The 18,196-nt window shown below is 68.8% G+C and carries 15 protein-coding genes and 2 pseudogenes; 10 read left to right on the top strand and 7 right to left on the bottom strand.

Annotated elements, in window-relative coordinates:
• The first annotated feature begins 7 nt into the window (after positions 1–7).
• Positions 8–1,378: a MocR-like pyridoxine biosynthesis transcription factor PdxR gene (pdxR, locus tag IG04_RS0128065; RefSeq protein ID WP_030479734.1), complete on the top strand. Its 1,371-nt coding sequence runs from the start codon at positions 8–10 to the stop codon at positions 1,376–1,378.
• Here pdxR and IG04_RS45590 read toward each other — a convergent pair.
• Complete coding sequence (locus IG04_RS45590) at positions 1,264–2,340, bottom strand: GNAT family N-acetyltransferase (protein ID WP_030479733.1); 1,077 nt, start codon at positions 2,338–2,340, stop codon at positions 1,264–1,266. The genes pdxR and IG04_RS45590 overlap by 115 nt on opposite strands.
• A gap of 56 nt (positions 2,341–2,396) precedes the next feature.
• On the opposite strand from IG04_RS45590, the gene IG04_RS0128055 reads away from it, so the two are divergent.
• A complete protein-coding gene (locus IG04_RS0128055) occupies positions 2,397–3,446 on the top strand; it encodes a D-alanine--D-alanine ligase family protein (protein WP_030479732.1) in 1,050 nt (349 codons plus the stop codon).
• On the opposite strand, the gene IG04_RS0128050 is transcribed toward IG04_RS0128055, so the two are convergent.
• A complete protein-coding gene (locus tag IG04_RS0128050; protein ID WP_030479731.1) occupies positions 3,443–4,006 on the bottom strand; it encodes a DUF3515 domain-containing protein in 564 nt (187 codons plus the stop codon). The genes IG04_RS0128055 and IG04_RS0128050 overlap by 4 nt on opposite strands.
• Before the next feature lie 19 nt (positions 4,007–4,025).
• Positions 4,026–4,259 carry an Lrp/AsnC ligand binding domain-containing protein gene (locus IG04_RS0128045; protein ID WP_030467939.1) on the bottom strand — a complete coding sequence of 78 codons (234 nt, stop codon included), beginning with the start codon at positions 4,257–4,259 and terminating at the stop codon, positions 4,026–4,028.
• 97 nt (positions 4,260–4,356) lie between these two features.
• Between IG04_RS0128045 and IG04_RS0128040 the strand changes: the two genes are divergently transcribed.
• Positions 4,357–5,325 (top strand): thiamine-phosphate kinase, encoded by a 969-nt coding sequence (locus tag IG04_RS0128040; protein WP_030479730.1) that lies wholly within the window; start codon positions 4,357–4,359, stop codon positions 5,323–5,325.
• On the opposite strand, the gene IG04_RS45585 is transcribed toward IG04_RS0128040, so the two are convergent.
• Complete coding sequence (locus IG04_RS45585) at positions 5,267–6,679, bottom strand: RNA-guided endonuclease InsQ/TnpB family protein (RefSeq protein WP_211257828.1); 1,413 nt, start codon at positions 6,677–6,679, stop codon at positions 5,267–5,269. The genes IG04_RS0128040 and IG04_RS45585 overlap by 59 nt on opposite strands.
• A 153-nt stretch (positions 6,680–6,832) precedes the next feature.
• On the opposite strand from IG04_RS45585, the gene IG04_RS0128030 reads away from it, so the two are divergent.
• Genes IG04_RS0128030 through IG04_RS0128015 form a run of 4 tightly spaced genes read left to right on the top strand, consistent with a single transcriptional unit; the run spans position 6,833 to position 9,672 of the window.
• Positions 6,833–7,243, top strand: coding sequence for a GNAT family N-acetyltransferase (locus tag IG04_RS0128030; protein ID WP_051770815.1), 411 nt, complete (start codon positions 6,833–6,835; stop codon positions 7,241–7,243).
• Between the two features lie 10 nt (positions 7,244–7,253).
• Positions 7,254–7,775 (top strand): gamma carbonic anhydrase family protein, encoded by a 522-nt coding sequence (locus tag IG04_RS0128025; RefSeq protein ID WP_030479727.1) that lies wholly within the window; start codon positions 7,254–7,256, stop codon positions 7,773–7,775.
• A gap of 20 nt (positions 7,776–7,795) precedes the next feature.
• Positions 7,796–8,470: a uracil-DNA glycosylase gene (locus IG04_RS0128020; protein ID WP_030479726.1), complete on the top strand. Its 675-nt coding sequence runs from the start codon at positions 7,796–7,798 to the stop codon at positions 8,468–8,470.
• A complete protein-coding gene (locus IG04_RS0128015; RefSeq protein WP_338043592.1) occupies positions 8,455–9,672 on the top strand; it encodes an MFS transporter in 1,218 nt (405 codons plus the stop codon). The genes IG04_RS0128020 and IG04_RS0128015 overlap by 16 nt, the downstream gene beginning before the upstream one ends.
• A 19-nt stretch (positions 9,673–9,691) precedes the next feature.
• On the opposite strand, the gene rpmB is transcribed toward IG04_RS0128015, so the two are convergent.
• A complete protein-coding gene (gene rpmB, locus IG04_RS0128010) occupies positions 9,692–9,883 on the bottom strand; it encodes a 50S ribosomal protein L28 (protein ID WP_030467945.1) in 192 nt (63 codons plus the stop codon).
• Positions 9,884–10,031: 148 nt separating this feature from the next.
• On the opposite strand from rpmB, the gene IG04_RS0128005 reads away from it, so the two are divergent.
• The 3 genes and pseudogenes from IG04_RS0128005 to IG04_RS47750 form a co-directional block, all read left to right on the top strand.
• Positions 10,032–11,642 carry a DAK2 domain-containing protein gene (locus tag IG04_RS0128005; RefSeq protein ID WP_030479724.1) on the top strand — a complete coding sequence of 537 codons (1,611 nt, stop codon included), beginning with the start codon at positions 10,032–10,034 and terminating at the stop codon, positions 11,640–11,642.
• 14 nt (positions 11,643–11,656) lie between these two features.
• Positions 11,657–12,154, top strand: a pseudogene (locus tag IG04_RS48285) (OB-fold nucleic acid binding domain-containing protein); the annotation flags it as partial.
• Positions 12,155–13,174: 1,020 nt separating this feature from the next.
• Positions 13,175–14,839: pseudogene (locus IG04_RS47750) on the top strand (helicase-related protein); the annotation flags it as partial.
• 86 nt (positions 14,840–14,925) lie between these two features.
• On the opposite strand, the gene IG04_RS0127995 reads toward IG04_RS47750, so the two are convergent.
• The gene (locus IG04_RS0127995) at positions 14,926–16,452 is read right to left on the bottom strand and encodes an alpha/beta hydrolase (protein WP_245816245.1); all 1,527 of its coding nucleotides are present in this window, start codon (positions 16,450–16,452) and stop codon (positions 14,926–14,928) included.
• A 322-nt stretch (positions 16,453–16,774) separates the two neighbouring features.
• Entirely contained in the window at positions 16,775–18,019 is a 1,245-nt protein-coding gene (locus IG04_RS0127990) for a coiled-coil domain-containing protein (protein WP_144065386.1), read from the bottom strand.
• Positions 18,020–18,196 lie beyond the last annotated feature (177 nt).

The following is an 18,196-nucleotide window of genomic DNA, read 5'->3' as shown; positions in this document are numbered from 1 at the left end:
GGCCACTTTGGCAGAGACCGCGCTTCCCGTCGCGCTGGACCGCGAGTCCGCCGAACCGCTCGCCGTCCAGCTCGCCGACGCACTGCGTTCCGCCGCGTCGGAGGGGCGTCTGCGCGCGGGTGACCGGTTGCCGTCCACGCGCGCGTTGGCCGACTCCCTCGGAGTGTCCCGCACGGTCACCGCCGCCGCCTACGAACAGTTGCACGCGGAGGGCTGGATCGCCGGTCGGCACGGCTCCGGCACCTACGTCACCACGACGCCGCCCGGCCCGCTGCGCAAACGTTCGCGCAAACCCGTCGCGCCCGTCATCACCGATTTCGTGGACCTCGGCACCGGCGCGCCCTGGGCCGGTGGCCTCGACCGCGCGGCCTGGCGCCGGGCCTGGCGTGCCGCGGCGGACGCGCCCCCGCTGTCCCGTCCCGAACGCGCAGGCCTGCCCGAATACCGCGAGGCCATCGCCGAACACCTGCTGCGCCACCGCGGCCTCGCAGTCAACGCCGACCCCGTCCTGGCCACCGGCGGCACCACCGCCGTGCTGACCGAGATCGCCGTCGCGGTGCTGAAGCGCGGCGACGCGGTGGCCGTCGAGGAACCCGGCTACCAACGGGCGGTGGGCGTCTTCCGCGCCAACGGCCTGAAGGTCGTCCAGGCCGCGGTCGACGCCGAGGGCCTGCTCCCGGAGGCCGTACCGGCGGGCGTGAAGGCCGTCTACTGCTCGCCCGCCCACCAGTACCCGCTGGGCGGCCGCATGTCGGCGGCACGGCGGGTCGCGCTGGTGGAACGGGCCCGGCGCGACGGCTGGCTCGTCATCGAGGACGACTACGACGGCGAACTCAGGTACGACGTGGCGCCGCTGCCGTCACTGGCCGCGCTGGCCCCCGACGTCGTGGTCCACCTCGGCACCACGAGCAAGATCCTCACGCCGACCCTGGGCGCCGGCTGGATGGTCGCCCCCGAGCACATCGCCACGACCGTCCTCGAACACCGCGACCTGACCGGCACCAGCCCGGCGGCGGCGGGCCAGCGGGTCGTCGTGGAACTGGCACGCATGGGCGACCTCGGCCGGCACCTGCGCAAGCTCCGGCGAGAGCTGTCCGAACGGCGCGCACTCATCATCGACACGTTCGCCGACGCCGGCATCGAGGTGCTCGGCGACGACGCGGGCGCGCACGTGGTGGTGCTGCTGCCCAGCGCCGAGCAGGAGCGCGAACTGATGAGGCAGGCGCTCGAACGCGGGCTGCGGGTGGACGGCCTGGCCCGGCACTACGTGAACCGGCCCAAGCTGCAGGGGCTCGTCATCGGGTACAGCGCGTGCTCGCGGGAGCAGTTGGTGAGCGCTCTGCCGGTGCTGACGGAGTTGCTCAGAAGGACCGGCTGACCACGACCACTTCGCGGTCCGTGACGAAGCCCAGCTGCTCGTTCACCCTGATCATGTGGGAGTTCGACGCGTCCGTCCCGGTGTCGATGCGTTCGAGCGCGGGCCGGTCCGCGACCAGCCACCGCAGCATGTGGGCCTTGATGGCTCGGCTCAACATCCGGTCGCGCGGCGATGGGCCCATGGCCGCGATGGGTGGGGGTAACCATCGTGCTTCCCCAGCGTGTGTTCGTCGAGTCGCCTGGGTGCAGCGGAACGTCGGTCAGGGCGACCACGAGACCGGTGGCTTCCTCGACCGCGACGACGACGCGTTGCTCGACACCGTCGGCGCGAGCCTCGGCCTCCCCGGCTCGCACCACCTCCGGCGTCCACTCCGGTGCCCGCACCGCGGATCCCGTGGCCGGCGCGTCGCGGATCGACTGCCGGGTCGCGGCCACCGACGTCAGCAGATGCTCCGGCGTCGCACCGATCCACTGCTCCAGCCGATATCCGCGCGGTGCGTCCAGCTCCCAGGAAACCGGATCGGCGTCGTCGACCGTCAGCAGCTGGATCACCCTGGACGCCGCCACGCCGAATCCGCTCGCCACCGCCCAGTGCTGGCCCGCGCTGCCCCTGATCACGCCCCAGCTCTCGAACGTGTCCCGGCCACGATCGCGCAACTCCGGCAGCAACCGCTCCAGCAGTGCGGTGCCGATGCTCTGCCTGCGGTGATCCGGGTGCACCGTGATCGGGCCGATCGCCAGCCGTGCGTTCACACCACCGAGCAGACCCACGGAGGTGATGCCGACGCCTTCGCCGTCGCGGCGGGCGATCAGGCGGACCACCTCACCGAAGTCAGGGTTCGTCTCCCTCAGTGACGCGATGATCCGCTCCCTGCTCGACCCCGGATCGGCCGCGATCCGCACGTCGGCGTAGGCGTGGAGTTCGGCGTCGTCGTCGAGGTCGAGCGGTTTGATCTGCAGCACGCGGCGAGGCTAACTGGCGGGTAGGCACAATCGCCCAAACGGGTAGGGTCGCCCGCATGACGCAGCGCAAGACAAGGGTGGCCGTGGTCTTCGGTGGCCGCAGCTCCGAGCACGAGGTCTCCTGCCAGTCCGCCAAGAGCGTCCTGCCGCACCTGGACGCGGACCGGTTCGAGGTGGTGCCGATCGGCATCACGCCGCAGGGTCAGTGGGCACTCGGCACGGACCCGAGCGCGCTGGAGCCGGGCGCCGGCAACCTCCCGACGCTGCGCAACCAGACCGTCGTCGCGATCGAGCCCGGCCACGCGCTGAAGGACGTCGACGTCGTCTTCCCGTTGCTGCACGGCGCGTGGGGTGAGGACGGCACGATCCAGGGCCTGCTCGAACTCGGTGGCCTTCCTTACGTCGGGCCCGGTGTGTTCGCGAGCGCCGCCGTCATGGACAAGGTCTTCGCCAAGAAGATCCTCCAGGCCGAGGGCATCAACGTCGGCAAGTTCGTCGCCCTCGACCGCGCCGCCACGACGCTGACGCTGGACGAGCGCGAGTACCTCGGCCTGCCGGTGTTCGTGAAGCCGTCACGCGCGGGGTCGTCCGTCGGCATCTCCAAGGTGAGCGACTGGGACGACCTCGACGCCGCGATCTTCGAGGCGCGCCAGCACGACCCCAAGGTCATCATCGAGGCCGCCGTGGTGAACCCCCGCGAGATCGAGCTCGCGGTGCTGGAGTTCCCGGACGGCCGCGTCGAGGCCTCGCTGCCCGCCGAACTGCGCCCGGTCGGCGACGGCGCCGACTGGTACGACTTCGAGGCCAAGTACGTCAACGACTCCTACGAGGCCGACATCCCCGCGAAGCTCGACGACGACACCACCGCGCAGCTGCGCGAGCTGGCCGTGACCGCGTTCAGGGCGCTCGACTGCCAGGGTCTGTCCAGGGTGGACTTCTTCCTCACCGAGCAGAACGAGCTGATCGTCAACGAGCTCAACACCATGCCCGGCTTCACGCCGATCTCCATGTACCCCAAGGCGTGGGACGCGACGGGCATCGACTTCACGACGCTGCTGACCACGCTGATCGAGACGGCGATCGCACGCGGCTCAGGCCTGCGTTAGGGCGCGGTCTTGACCGGTTGCTTGGGCAGGAGGTCACGCACGGTCGTGGAGATGTCCTGCAACGGTCCGGTGCCCGCGCCGGCGGGCACCGTCAGCGCCACGTACACGCCGCGGTCCACGATCACCCAGGTCGAGCTGTCCGAGCCGGGCAGCTCGAGCCACTGCACGTCGGAGATCACCCGCAGCTGCGAGGTCGCCGACAGCTCGTTGGGCCTCGGCAGACCGCAGCGCAGGACCACCGGATCGTGTTTGGCGTCACCCCACGCCACCGTGGCGGGTGGAGCGGGCGTGGCGATCTCCCGGCGCGACAGCATGTCCTTGCCAGACGGCAGCCCCACCGGCAGCTTCTCGACCAGCGAAGCGCACTCCGGACTGCCGGCGGATGGAGCGTCGATCGAGACCAGTGCGAGGGGACCCGTGCGACCGGGCACGTCAGGCGTCTGGTTTCCCGTGCCCAGCACTAGACCGAGGCCGGCGACACCGATGGCGAGCAACACAGCGAGCCCGACCGCCGCGAGCAGCGGCCGGGACAGCGCCGACGTGGATTCCTGCTGAGTCACCCGGTTATGACAACACGGGTCAGAGATGAACCACCGGGCAGGTCAGTGTCCGCGTGATGCCTTCGACGTTCTGGATGCGCGCGACCACGAGCTGGCCGAGCTGGTCGACGGTCTCCGCTTCGGCGCGCACGATGACGTCGTAAGGACCGGTGACGTCCTCTGCGGTGGCTACCCCGGCGATCCCGGAGATCTCGGAGGCGACTGCGGCGGCCTTGCCGACCTCGGTCTGGATGAGGATGTATGCATGCACCACGGCGTGCCCCTTCGTCGCGACAGGTTGGGTCGAGGTAGGAACGTGTCACGCAACGTACCCCAGTTGGGGTTCCGAATGCTCAGATTGGGAGGCAACTTTGCGTCCGGAGCCGCCGCGCGACGCGGAGACGGTCGCCGATGTGGGTGAGTTCAATCTCATCCACCGGGTGACGACCGGTCGGGCGCAGCCGGAGACGACCATCCTCGGTCCGGGTGACGACGCGGCCGTCGTCGCCGTCCCGGACGGACGGGTGGTGGCCTCGATGGACCTGCTCGTCGAGGGTGTCCACTTCAGACTCGACTGGTCCAGTCCCGAGCAGGTGGGCCGAAAAGCGGCTGCCGTGAACCTCGCCGACGTCGTCGCGATGGGAGCGCTGCCGTCCGCGCTGCTCGTCGGTTTCGCCTGCCCTGCGGACACCCCCGCGTCGGTCGTCGAGGGGATCATGGCGGGGCTGTGGGACGAGGCGGCGAAGGCGGGCGCGGGCATCGTCGGAGGCGACATGGTCAGCTCCGCCACACTCGTGATCTCGATCACCGCCATGGGCGACATGAACGGACTCGAGCCGATCACGAGGTCCGGAGCCCTCGTGGGAGATGTCGTGGCGGTCACCGGAAGGCTCGGCTGGGCAGCCGCGGGACTCGCCGTGCTCGGCCGCGGATTCCGTTCCCCGGTCGGCATCGTGAACGCCCAGCGCACCCCGGAGCCGCCGTACGAGGAGGGGCCCAGGGCCGCCGAGGCCGGCGCCACGTCGATGATCGACGTCTCGGACGGACTGCTGCAGGACCTGAGTCACATCGCGGACTCGTCCGGTGTGGCGATCGACATCCGCACCGAACTGCTGCCGTTGCACCCGCGCCTGCTCGACGTCGCGTCGGCGCTCGGCGGGGACGCGCGGCACTGGGCGCTGACCGGAGGCGAGGACCACGCCCTCGCGGCGACGTTCCCCGGCCCCAAGGCGGTTCCGCCGGGCTGGACGACCATCGGCACGGTCCGCGCCGGCGAAGGTGTCACGGTCGACGGCAGGAGCTACGAAAAACCTCCTGGCTGGGAGCACTGGCGGGCTTGAAGCTCTCTCCATACGTGAACGTGGGAGATTCCGCCCTACCTTGCGGTGGGCGGCTTGACGCGGTGTGCGCGCCTGACGACTGCCCTTCCGGCAGCCGGGACCAGCGCATGGCCGGTCCGGTATAGGTGCAGGATGTTGCGGGCGGCGTTGTGGTCGGCGTTGCCCGTCCATCCGCAGTCCGGGTTTTTGCAGATGAACGTGGCTTGGTCTTCGCGGCTGCGGGCGTGATGATCGCGCAGACTGAGCAGCGCTGTGAGGTTCCGGGCGCGGGGACTTTGATGAGCTGGCCGCCATTGCGGGCGGTTTTGTATGCCAGCATCGTGATCGTGCGCCCCCAGGCTTCCTGGCTGATGGCGCGGTTCAGGCCGCTTTTCTGGGCGACGTGAGTGCCGGGTTGCTCGATGGTGCCGCGCGCGGATTTGACCATGTTCGGTATCTGGAGTTGTTCGACCACGATCGTGCCGTAATGGGTGGCGAGGGTGGTGGTCGTGTGGTGTTGCCAGTCGACGACTCGGCGCGTGGCTGTTGCGCGAAGCCGTCGGATCTGGTCGTAGGTGACGCGTAGCCGCTTCGAGGTGCGTTCGCCTGGCATGCGGTGGGTTTTGCGGTGAGCGGCCCGTTGTTCCAGCCGAAGGAGGCGTCGTTTCTCCGGCGTGGTGAGCCACTTGTCCCGGTCGGACCGGTTGTGCTCTGCCCGCGCGGGCCGTCCGTGGTCCTGGTGGTTGCCGTCGGACAACGCCAGTGGCACGGTTACACCCACGTCGATCCCGACCTCTGGGCCGGTATGCGCTACGGGTTCGGGCGTGGTGGCGGTGACGCGGAACGCGATGTGCCAGCCCAGCGCGTCTTTGACCAGCCGCGCCCCGGTGACTCTGTTGTTGTCGTCTGTGTGCTTGCCGACGGGCAGCTCTCGTGTCCAGCGGAAACGGACGCGGCCTGCCTTGGGAATGTTGACCATGCCCCATCGGCGATGCACTCGGATGACCTTCAAGTCACGGCCTTGTGGAACATCAACGACCAGAGACGAGCGGAGCCGGGACTTGAACGTCGGTGCTGCTGCCCGGCCTTCCCAACAGTTCATCCACGACTGAAAGTAAGTCTTCAGCACAGCCTGGGCTGCCTGTGCGGGCAAGACGGTGAGCCAGTCGATGTCCTTACGGGCCTGCCTGATCGCGGCATCGGCGGCGGCAAGTGTGCGGCGATCGCGGGCCTGCATCGTCCACCAGTCATGCAGCAGATTCCACAGCGCCCGCGCGGCGTGAGCCTGCTCGTCGAGCATCGTTCTGCGGGCGGTGTCAAGCGCCAGCCGGGCGCGATGCCCGAACTGCCGGTGGACCATGACCACATCGCTCACATGCGCAACAGTACGACAACTGGTCGGCCGCAAAGGGGCTCCCGAATGGGCCCTCGCCCGCCCCCGAAGGACGGAGCACCGGCCCGCAATTCGGTAGAATTCATTCCCGTGGAACTATGCACGCGCGCGTATGACCATCCAGATTCGGTCAAGATGATCGCCGACCTCCAGCAGGTCTACGTCGAGCGCTACGGCGACGTCGACGTCACGCCGGTCGATCCGGCGCAGTTCGCCGCGCCGCTCGGCTACTTCGTCATCGGCTACCTGGACGACGCACCCGTCGCCTGTGGCGGCTGGCGCGTGAACGACGAGCTGGACGGCGCCGCCGAGATCAAGCGGATGTACGTCATCGACTCCGCACGCGGCAAGGGCCTTTCACGGCTCGTGCTCGCACACCTGGAACTCACCGCGAGCGAGGCTGGCCTGCGGCGGATGGTGCTGGAGACAGGGTTGCGCCAGCCCGAGGCGATCGCCCTGTACACGTCCAGCGGATACGAGCAGATCGACAACTTCGGCGTGTACCGCGACCACCCGGAGAGTCGTTGCTTCGGGAAGTCGTTGTAGGTTCGGCCGCATGGCCATCTATGCGCTGGGGGACTACACGCCGCAGATCCACCCGGAGGCGTACGTGCACCCGGACGCGACGGTGATCGGTGACGTGCGCATCGGCGCGTTCTCGTCGGTGTGGCCGCAAGCCGTGCTGCGCGGCGACTACGGGCGCATCGTCGTGGACGAGCGCACGTCGATCCAGGACGGCACGGTCATCCACTGCACCGAGGTGCACCCGGTGCACATCGGATCGTCGTGCGTCATCGGCCACAACGTGCACATCGAGGGCGCGACCGTCGCCGACGAATGCCTGATCGCCTCGGGTTCGGTGGTGCTCAACGGTTCCATCGTGGAAAAGGGCGCGATCGTCGGCGCCGGCGCGGTGGTCTCGTTCGACGGCCACGTCCGCGAACGCACGATGGTGCTGGGGGTTCCTGCTCGTGAACGTGCCGGACACGTTGTGCCGGAACAAGCCTGGGCTTTCATCGTCGAGAAATATGTTCAGAACATCGCTTTGTACCGGGAGAAGCTCCGTCGGCTGGATTGAGTGAGATAGGGTTCACAGCCGTGGCTCGTCCCCTCAACGAAGTTGTCGAAGCCGGTTGGGCTGAAGCTCTCGCCCCCGTTGCTGACCAGATCGCCGCCATGGGTGAGTTCCTGCGCGAGGAGGTCGCCGCCGGTCGCACCTACCTCCCCGCGGGCGAGAACGTGCTGCGTGCTTTCCAGCAGCCGTTCCACCAGGTGAAGGTGCTGATCGTCGGCCAGGACCCGTACCCGACGCCCGGCCACGCGGTCGGCCTGTCGTTCTCGGTGGCCCCCGACGTGCGGCCCATTCCCAAGTCGCTCATCAACATCTACAAGGAATACGCCGAGGACCTCGGGCACCCGTTGCCGTCCAACGGCGACCTGACGCCGTGGTCCGAGCGCGGTGTCCTGCTGCTCAACAGGGCGCTGACCGTGCAGCCCGGCAAGGCGAACTCCCACCAGGGCAAGGGCTGGGAGAAGGTGACGGAGCAGGCGATCAAGGCGCTCGCCGCTCGTGACGCACCTCTTGTCTCGATCCTGTGGGGTCGCAACGCGCGCAACCTGCGTCCGTTGTTGGAACCGTTGCCGGCCATCGAGTCCGCGCACCCGTCGCCGCTTTCCGCGCACGCCGGGTTCTTCGGTTCGAAGCCCTTCAGCCGTGCCAACGAACTGCTGGAGAAGCAGGGCGCCGACCCGATCGACTGGAAGCTTCCGTAGTTCCCCAGGCAAGACGTGATCTGAGGCTGACGGCCGCGGGAGCGGCCGTCTCCGAATTCGGCAACTCGTTGTCGTTGCTCGTGTTGCTGTTCTGGGCGACGCCGATCAGCCCGTTGCTGGTCGCCGCGATCCTCGTCGCCGAACTGCTTCCGCTCGTGCTGGGGGCGCCGCTGGCCGGCGCGCTCGTCGACCGGCTGCCCAACCGCCGTCTGCTGATCACCGCCTTGCTGTTTCAGGGTGTCGCGATCGCGGCCATCGCGCCGTTGATGGGGCAGCCGGCCTTCGTGGTGGCGCTGGTGTTCGTGTCGGGCTGCGGCCGCGCGGTCGCCGTGCCCGCCACCTCCGCTCTCGTGCCGCACATCGCGGGTGAGGAAGAAGCGACGCGGGGTTATGCGTGGCTCGGCACCGCGCGCAGCGTCGGCAACATCGCGGGTCTGACCGGTGGCGCGGTGCTCGCCGGGATCTACGGCCACCCCGCCGCGTTGCTCATCGACGGCTGCACCTTCATCGCCTACGCCGTGTTGCTCGTGTTCGTGCGGTCGGAACGCAGGCCGTCAGGCGAACACGCGACGCGTCCCAGCGCTCTGGCGGGCATCCGGCACGTGCGGCGGGATCCCGTGCTGTTCGCGGCGATCATCGGGCTGGCGTTGGTCGTCGGCGCGGTCGTCGTGATCAACGTCGCTGACCCCGCGTTCGTGCGGTACGTCCTGCACGGCGACGAGTTCGTGCTGGGCGCGATGCAGGCGTGCTGGATGGTCGGGATCCTGCTCGGCAACCGGCTGGTGGCGCGGTTGAAGACCGTGCCGGAGGTCGCCTACTGGCTCGCGATCTCCGGCGTCGCCACGGGCGTCGCGGTGTTGATCCCGGCGACGTTCCCGCTGGTCGTAGCGGCGGGAGTCGGCTGGTTGATCGGTGGCGTGTCGAACGGCGTCGGCAACGTGACCATGAACGCCATCGTGCGGTTGCGCACTCCTGAGGAGATGCGCGGACGGGCGTTCGCCGCGGTGGGTTCGATGGTGACCGGCGCGAACCTGCTCGGGACGGCTGCCGCAGGCGGGTTGCTGCTGGTGATCGGGCCTCGGGCGGTGTTCGCGCTCGGCGGCACCGGGGCGTTGCTCAGCGGTGTCGCCTGCCTGGTGTTCGTGCGCCGTGCCCTGAAACGCGAAAAGAGCCCGGCCGTGGCCGAGCTCTCTTCGAACTGAAAACGATCTGTGGCGGTGATCAGCCGCGCACGACCTTGCCGGCCTTCAGGCAAGACGTGCACACGTTGATCCGCTGGCGCTGCGAGGCCGAGACCTTCGCGCGCACAGACTGGATGTTCGGGTTCCAGCGGCGGTTCGTCTTCCGCTGGGAGTGCGAAACCGAATGGCCGAAGCCCGGCCCCTTGCCACAGACGTCGCACACGGCAGCCACGTCAGCCACTCCTTCAGGTTCCTCAAGCGGTAAGTCTCGCGTCCCGGTGGGCGCGCAAGCGTGCACAAGCCTCAACCGGGCACGGCAACTCAATGAGGGTAGCCGGTGGCCTCACCCGCGACCAAACCGGGTGGATACTCTCGCCGCCATGCAGGTCATGGATGCGGTCGCGGTGCGCAGATGGGCAGACGCCTGCGTGCGGTCGTTGGACGCCAATCGGGAGTCGATCGACCAGATCAACGTCTTCCCCGTCCCGGATGGTGACACAGGCACGAACCTGCTGCACACCATGCAGTCGGCGCTCGACGCGCTGCTGCGCTCGCCCATGTCGACGGTGGGGGACGCGCTGTCGGCGCTCGCCCGCGGCGCGCTGGCCGGGGCGCGCGGGAACTCGGGCGTGATCCTGTCCCAGGTGCTCAGAGGTCTGGCGGAGACCGTGCAGGAGGTCTCCCTGGTCACCGGCACGTCTCTGCGCAAAGGCCTGCATCGGGCTGATGAGCTGGCCACCGCCGCTGTGTCCAAGCCGGTTGCCGGCACGGTCCTGTCGGTGCTGCACGCGGCGTCCGAGGCCGCTCGTGACTGCGAGTCGGACGAACTGGACGACGTGGTGATGGCTGCTTCGCGCGCGGGTGCCGTCGCACTGGCCGATACGCCCCGTCAGCTCGCCGTGCTGGCCAGGGCCGGGGTGGTCGACGCGGGCGGGCGAGGGCTCGTTGTGTTGTTGGACACATTGGCCGCGGTCATCACCGGCCAAAATGTGGAAACACCGATAGACGCGCCGTTGCTGCCGCGCACGCCGGAGTCGCTGACGACCGAGCGCGAGAGCGGGTCGTCTGAGTTCGAATACGAGGTCATGTACCTGCTCGACGGCACCTCGGAGGAGGCGGTCGCCGAGCTGCGTGCCACGTTGAACGGGCTGGGCGACTGCGTGTCGGTGGTGGGCGACGGCGTCTCGCTGTGGACCGTGCACGTGCACTGCAACGACATCGGTGCGGCCGTCGAGTCGGGTGTGCGCGCGGGGCGTCCGCATCGCATCACCGTGGCGCGGTTCGCTGATCAGATCGCCGCGCAGGCTTCACGGTTCGTGCGTGACCGGGCCATCGTGGTGGTGGTGAGCGGTGCCGTGGACTTGTTCCGCGCGGAGGGTGCCACGGTGTTCGACCTCGCTTCTTCTTCGGCGACGCCCACGGACCTGGTGTCGGCCATCGTGTCGACGCGCGCGCGTCACGTGGCGGTGCTGCCGGGTGATCCGGACCTCCGCGAGGCTTTGGACGAGGCCGTGGCGTACGCGCAGGCCGCTGGCCAGGACGTAGTGGTGGTGCCGACGTTCTCGCCCGTGCAGGCCCTCGCGGCGTTGGCGGTGCACGACTCTTCCAGGCGTGCAGGTGACGACGTTGTCGCGATGGCCGAGGCCGCCGCCGCCACGCGCCGTGGCGAACTCTCGATCGCCGCCGACGAGGCACTCACGTGGGTGGGCCGCTGCCAGCCGGGTGACCTGCTGGGCATGCTGGACGGCGAGGTCGTGCTGATCGAACCGGGCCCCGTGGCGCCGGAGTCGTTGATGGACCTGTCCTGCCGGCTGGTCGACCGCATGCTGGCGGGCGGCGGCGAGCTGGTGACCGTGATCCTGGGCGCGGACGCTCCCGAAGGCCTGGCCGACGTGTTGGAGGACCACGTGCGGGTCACCCATCCGGAGGTCGAGGTGACGGCGTATCCGGGCGGACAGCCGGACACGGTGATTTTTGTCGGTGTCGAGTAGTTCAATAGGGCGCGATGATCTCCTTCGACGACAAGCTGCAGCCGTTGCTCGGCAAGAAGTCCGCCGACGCACTGGAGACCGGTCTCGGCCTCACGACGGTCGGTGACCTGCTGCGCCACTACCCGCGCCGGTACGACGAGCGTGGGAAGCTGACCGACATCAGGTCGCTGGAAATCGACGAGCACGTCACGGTGCAGGCCGAGGTCCGCAAGTGCCAGAAGCGCCAGATGAAGGCGCGCCGCGGCCAGATGACGGAGGCCGTGATCACCGACGGCACCTCCGAGCTGCACCTGGTGTTCTTCGGCAAGCCGGCGTTCGTCGCCGAGCAGGAGCTCCTGCCGGGCACGCGCGCGCTGTTCGCCGGCAAGGTGGGCCGCTACCGGCAGAACCTGCAGCTGGTGCACCCGGCGTTCGAGGTGCTCACCGCGGAGCAGGACGGGTCGTCGTTCCTGCAGGCGTTCCTGCCCGTCTACCCGGCGTCGCAGCACATCAACACGTGGAACATCGCGAACTGCGTGAAGCAGCTCCTGGAGGTCTGGGACGGCGTGCCGGAGGACCCGCTGCCCGCCGACTTCCGCGAGGAGCAGGGCCTGATCGGCCTGGAGGACGCGCTGCGGGCGATCCACCGGCCGGAGAGCTGGGCGCAGATCTCCGTCGCGCAGCTGCGGTTGAAGTGGGACGAGGCGCTGGCCGTGCAGCTCGCCCTCGCCCAGCGTCGCAAGGCCTCGACGGCCCGCCCTGCGCCCGCTTGTGCGCGTAGATCCGGCGGGATCCTGGACGCGTTCGACGCGCGGCTGCCGTTCACGCTGACGGCGGGCCAGGTGGAGGTCGGCGAGCAGGTCGCGTCGGACCTGGAGTCCACCGTGCCGATGAACCGCCTCCTGCAGGGGGAGGTCGGCTCGGGCAAGGCTCAACCGCTTGACTCGCTCGTTCTCACGCCGACCGGTTTCATCAAGATGGGCGAGGTTCGAGTCGGGGACGAGGTGATCGCGCCCAACGGCGAGATCACCGTCGTGACCGGGGTTTTTCCCCAAGGCGAGCGAGATGTCTACCGAGTAGTGCTCTCTGATGGGCGCAGTGTGGAGTCTGATCTCGAGCACTTGTGGGCCGTGAACACGACTGTGCGCCGGCACCGAGGAAATCCGCTCAAAGTGCTGACGTTGCGGGAGATCCGCGACGACCTGACAACAGCGAACAGGTCGTCGAAGTGGCACCTGCCCGTGGTGGAAGCACCGGAGTTGGACTGTGTGACCGACCGGCCGCTGGACCCGTACGTGCTGGGGCTCTTGATCGGAGACGGCTCTCTGCTCAACGGAAGAGTCATGTTCACCAGCGCTGATCCGGAGTTGCTCGTAGAAATGATGGCGGCTCTCCCGAAGGGTGCACACCTCGTCAAGCCTGAGTGGGCGAACAAGTACGACTGGTTTGTGAACGGATGTCGCAAGGGCACGAACCCGGTTCTCAACGCGTTGCGGACGCTCGGGGTCTACGGTCACCGTGCCAGGGACAAGTTCCTGCCCGAGAACTATCTGATCGCCCCGGTGAAGGTTCGGCATGCGCTGCTACAGGGGCTGCTGGACACCGATGGCACGCTCGATCACGACTATGGTTCGAACGTGACCTTCCTGTCGGCGTCACCACGGCTCGCTGATCAGGTGTCCTGGCTGGCGGAGTCACTGGGTGGCACGGGCAGAGTCCGCCCTGTCGAGAAGATGGGAAACACGTACCACCTGGTCAGCCTTCGTCTGCCCAACGAGTTCCCGCCGTTCCGTCTCTCTCGGAAAGCGGAGCTTGTCAAGGAACGCACCAAGTACGAGAAGCCTGTGCGGGCGATCCGTGCGGTCGAGTTCGTCGGCCGCAAGCCAGTGCAGTGCATCTCCGTCGCACACCCTGACCAGCTCTACGTCACCGACCACTTTGTGGTCACCCACAACACCATGGTCGCGTTGCGAGCGATGCTCCAGGCCGTCGACGCGGGCCGTCAGTCCGCGATGCTCGCGCCCACGGAAGTCCTTGCGGCACAACACGCTCGCTCGTTGACCGAGATGCTCGGCGACCTCGCCCAGGCAGGCCAGCTGGGCGGCGCGGAGGACGCGACGCGCGTGACGCTGCTGACGGGTTCGATGAACACGGCCCAGCGCCGTCAGGCGTTGCTCGACATCGTGACCGGCGAGGCGGGCATCGTCGTCGGCACGCACGCGATCATCCAGGAGAAGGTGGAGTTCCACTCCCTGGGCCTCGTCGTGGTCGACGAGCAACACCGCTTCGGCGTGGAACAACGAGCGGCCCTGAGCGCGCGCGGCGAACGCGAGAACCCGCACGTGCTGGTCATGACGGCGACGCCGATCCCGCGCACGGTGGCCATGACGGTCTACGGCGACCTGGAGGTCTCGGCCCTGCGCGAACTGCCGGGAGGCCGCTCGCCGATCAAGACCTCGGTCGTGCCCGTCCGCGAGAAGCCCACCTGGCTCGACCGCGCGTTCGCCCGCGTGCGCGAGGAGGTGGCGAAGGGCCACCAGGCGTACTTCGTCTGCCCGCGCATCGGCGACGAGGAGCCGGCGAAGTCCGACGACGAGGACAAGCGCCCGGCCCTGTCCGTGATCGACGTGGCGACCATGCTCGCGGCGGGCCCGTTGCGCGGCCTGCGAATCGAGATCCTGCACGGCCGCATGCCCCCGGACGAGAAGGACGCCGTGATGCGCGCCTTCTCGGCCAACGAGGTCCACGTCCTGGTGGCCACCACCGTCATCGAGGTGGGCGTCAACGTCCCGAACGCCACCGTCATGGCCATCATGGACGCGGACCGCTTCGGCGTCTCCCAGCTCCACCAGCTCCGCGGCCGGGTGGGCCGCGGCAGCGCGCCGGGCCTCTGCCTGCTGGTCACCGAAATGCCGGAGATGACCGCGACAATGGAACGCCTCCGCGCCGTCGAGTCCACTCTGGACGGCTTCGAACTCGCTCAGCTGGACCTGGAGCTGCGCCGCGAGGGCGACATCCTCGGCGCCGCCCAGTCAGGCCGCCGCTCGGGCCTGAAGATGCTGTCCCTGCTGCGGGACGAGGACATCATCGCGGACGCCCGCACGGCCGCCCAGCAGGTCGTGGACGCGGATCCGGACCTGGAGCAGCACCCCGGCCTCGCGGGGATGGTGGCGACGTTGCTGACGGAGGAGCGAGCCGAATTCCTGGAGAAGACCTAGCCGCAACTCATCACAACTAAGCAACGGCACGCTGCTAAGGACACCAGGAGTTCCCTCGTCTGTGGCACTTACGTCGCCAACCGCGGTCACCGCGGGGCGAAGTCGGTGCAGTCGATCTTCTTGTCCGGAAGCCGGCCGGTGGTCAGGAACGTCACCGTCGCCTCGTCCGCGCACGTGGAGCCCTGGTTGTAAACGTAGTGCCCGCCGTGGTCCGCGCCCACGAACGCCGCTCGCTCGCCGAGGACCTCGTACAGCCCGAGGCCGTCCTCCCACGGTGTGGCGTTGTCCCTGCGGTTCTGCAGGATCAGCGTGTTGCGCGGACCCTTGCCCGTCACGCGGACGGGCTCTTCGATCGGCTTCGGCCAGAACGCGCACGCCCAGATGTTGGCGGGCATACCCCCGGTGAGTGGCCAGGTCGCGCGGTCCTTGGCGGTGCGGCGGGCGTACTCGTCGATGTCGTCGGACCACGTTGCGTCACCGCAGGTCAGTGCCAGGAACATGGTGGCCTGGTTGTCGGCCGGCACGCCGGGGGTCGGCGGCGGTGCTGTGAACACCTGCTGTAGCACCTGGCCGTCCGCCTCGGTGAGCGTGCCGTCGGTCAGGCCTGCGGCGGCCTTCCAGAACTGCGCAAGCATCGGGAGAGTGTCGTTGTGCAACAGGAGGCTGTAGGTGACGGTGCGCAGCATCGAACCCGTCAGGGCCTGTGGGGTGCCGGGGACGGGCGCGGGAGTGCGGTCGAGGCGGTCGGCGAGTGCGAGGTACTTCCGGGTCACCTCGTCGACGGTGCCGCCCAGTCCGAGCGTGGCGTGCTGCGCCGCGGCAACCCTTGCCGCGTCGGGGAAGCGTTCCGACATGGCCTTGCCCCAGTTGTCCTTCGCGTTGGCCCAGACCTTCGTGGGGTCGACGTTGCCCTCGAGGACCACCCGGTCGGCGCGCTCCGGGAACAGTGACCCGTAGACGGTGCCGAGGTACGTGCCGTAGGACTGACCCCAGTAGGAGATCTTCTCCTCACCGAGCGCCGTGCGGATGCGGTCCATGTCGCGGGCCGTGTTGGCGGTGGTGAAGTACCGGAGCTTCTCGCCTGCGTTCTTCGCGCACCGGCCGGCGTCGGCGCGGGCGCGCTCGACGTTCGCGGCGATCGAGCCGTCCGCGGCCGGGTACGGGAACAGGCCGGCCAGAGACGGGTCGTCGAGGCCACAGCTCTGCGGGGTGCTGTGCCCGACCCCACGGGGGTCGAAGCCGATCAGGTCGTAGGCCGCCAGCACCGACGGCGGCAGCGTCGGTGCCACGACACCCGGTGTATCCAGGCCGGGCAACGCCGGGCCGCCCGGGTTCAGCATCAGGACACCGCGGCGGTCGCGGGACTTCGCCGCCGGCAGCTTCGAGACGGCCACCTCGATCTTCTTGCCACCGGGATCGCGGTAGTCCAGCGGAACCTTCACCGTTGCGCATGTGAGGCGAGGGTCGCGACTGACGCCCTCGGCCAGCACCGGGCACGTGCCCCAGGTGATCGGCGTAGCGGCCGCCTCGGCAGCGACCGGTGACGCGCCGCCGTTCTCCGCGTCTTCCGGGTCGGTCCCACAGGCCGCCACCGCGGCGATGGTGAGCGACACCGCGCACGCCACCCTGGTGAACCTTCGGGGGATACCGGTTCCTGCTGACCGTTGCATCGTCTTCAACGTCCTTGACCTCGGTTCTCGGCGTACCGCGACGCACTGACGCCGCCGCCAAAAACCTATGGAAGACCGCGATGCAACGAATCCCCTTGGCGTGGACACTGTCCTGTAGTCCTCATGGGGGACAGAGCGGCTTGCGGCCGACTGACCGTCGCCCGATGTGTGACTGGCACGCCTTCAGCGCCGAGGCTTCGCGGCGAACGGCGGCTGCCACACGAGCTGGGCCACGAGCAGCCTGCCGCCGTTCCCCGGACAGAACTCAGTCCTTCTGGCGCGGCTTCGGCAGCTGCTCGGTCTTCTGCTCACCGGAAGGCACGGCAGGCACGACGGGCTCGTCGTCGCCGTTCACGTCCTCCAGCGGCTTGAGCACCGACATCGCCGCCTCCACCGCCGCCTGTGCGGCGTGGAACTGCGTCGCGAGGTTGTCGTGCGCCGAACGAAGCGACGACTCCTTCTCGGCTGCGGCGGCCGCGCGCTGGTCCGCCTCGGCGACGGCCGCGGCCGACTTCTCCTCGGCTTCGCGCACCAGCGCCGACGTCCGGGTCTCGGCGTCGCGGACGAGCGTGACGGCCTTCTCGCCGGCCTCGCGCACGGTGGTCTCGGCCATGTCCTCGGACTCGCGCAGGGTCGTCGCCGCCTTCTCCTCCGCGGCACTGACCAGGGCGACGGCCTTCGTGGACGCCTCGGTGGTGGTCTTCTCGGCGCGCGCGATCGTCTCGGCTTCGAGGTCGGAGAGGACCTTCGCGGCCTCCTCCTGCTTGGCCTGGAGTTCGCTGTCGAGCTTCTGCAGCGCCGCGGTCCGCTTGGCCTCCGCGTCGGCGGCGATCCGCTCGGCCTCGGCCCGCGCGTCCGCCATCAGCTTCTGGTGCTCCGCGGTCAGCGTCGCCTTGAGGCTGTCGTACTCCTTGTCCAGCTCGTCGTGGTACGCCTTGTACTTGGCGTCCAGCTCGACGCGGTGGGCGTCCAGGTCGGCCGACTTCTTCTCGAACTCGGCGGCGAGGTGCTCACCGTTCGCGCGCACCTCCGCGACCAGGGCCTCGTGCTCGGCGCCGAGCTTCGCCTGCAACGACGCGTGCTCCGCCTCCAGCTCCGACCTGCGGCCGGCGGTCTGCTGGTCGAGCTCGGCGTGGCGCTGCTGGTAGTTCACCTCGAGCTGCTTGCGGCGCGCCTCGGTCTCGGCGAGCAGGCGCTGGTGTGCCTCGCGCTGGCCGGCCGCCCACTTCTCGGCCTCACCCCGCGTCGCGGCGGCCTTGTCGAGGGCGTCCTTGCGGATGTCCGCGATCTCTTCCTCGGCCAGGCTCATCATCACGCGGACACGCTCGGTGACGTTCGATGCGCTCACTGGACTGGTGGCGAGGTTCTGGAGCTGGATCTTGCTCTTGTCGAGGTCCGCGCGCATCGAGTTCAGGAGCTTGGTGAGCTCTCCCACCTGCGCGGCGGCCGCGTCGCGGGCGCGGTTCGAGTTCTTGAGGTCGAACTCCAAGCGGGTGACTCGTTCGTTCACCTGTCGCTGGTTGTAACCACGAAGGACAACGTCGAAATGCGGTGTGCGGGCAGTAGGCTGCCCGGCTCCATCAGCCCCGGCCATATGGCTCACCCTACCGAGATAGTCGCGAAGATCGTCACTCGATCTGGTTAAACCCACTACCGGCCGCAGTCTGACCGGGTGGTGGGTATCCAC

It is taken from the genome of Lentzea albidocapillata, assembly GCF_000719115.1.
Classification (GTDB): domain Bacteria; phylum Actinomycetota; class Actinomycetes; order Mycobacteriales; family Pseudonocardiaceae; genus Lentzea; species Lentzea albidocapillata.
This window is presented reverse-complemented; position numbering and strand designations above follow the sequence as displayed.

Excerpts from the sequence above, each read along its gene's own strand:
- IG04_RS0128055 (WP_030479732.1), top strand. The coding sequence starts at position 2,397 with ATGACGCAGCGCAAGACAAGGGTGGCCGTGGTCTTCGGTGGCCGCAGC.
- IG04_RS0128030 (WP_051770815.1), top strand. The coding sequence starts at position 6,833 with ATGATCGCCGACCTCCAGCAGGTCTACGTCGAGCGCTACGGCGACGTC.
- IG04_RS0128025 (WP_030479727.1), top strand. The coding sequence starts at position 7,254 with ATGGCCATCTATGCGCTGGGGGACTACACGCCGCAGATCCACCCGGAG.
- IG04_RS0128005 (WP_030479724.1), top strand. The coding sequence starts at position 10,032 with ATGCAGGTCATGGATGCGGTCGCGGTGCGCAGATGGGCAGACGCCTGC.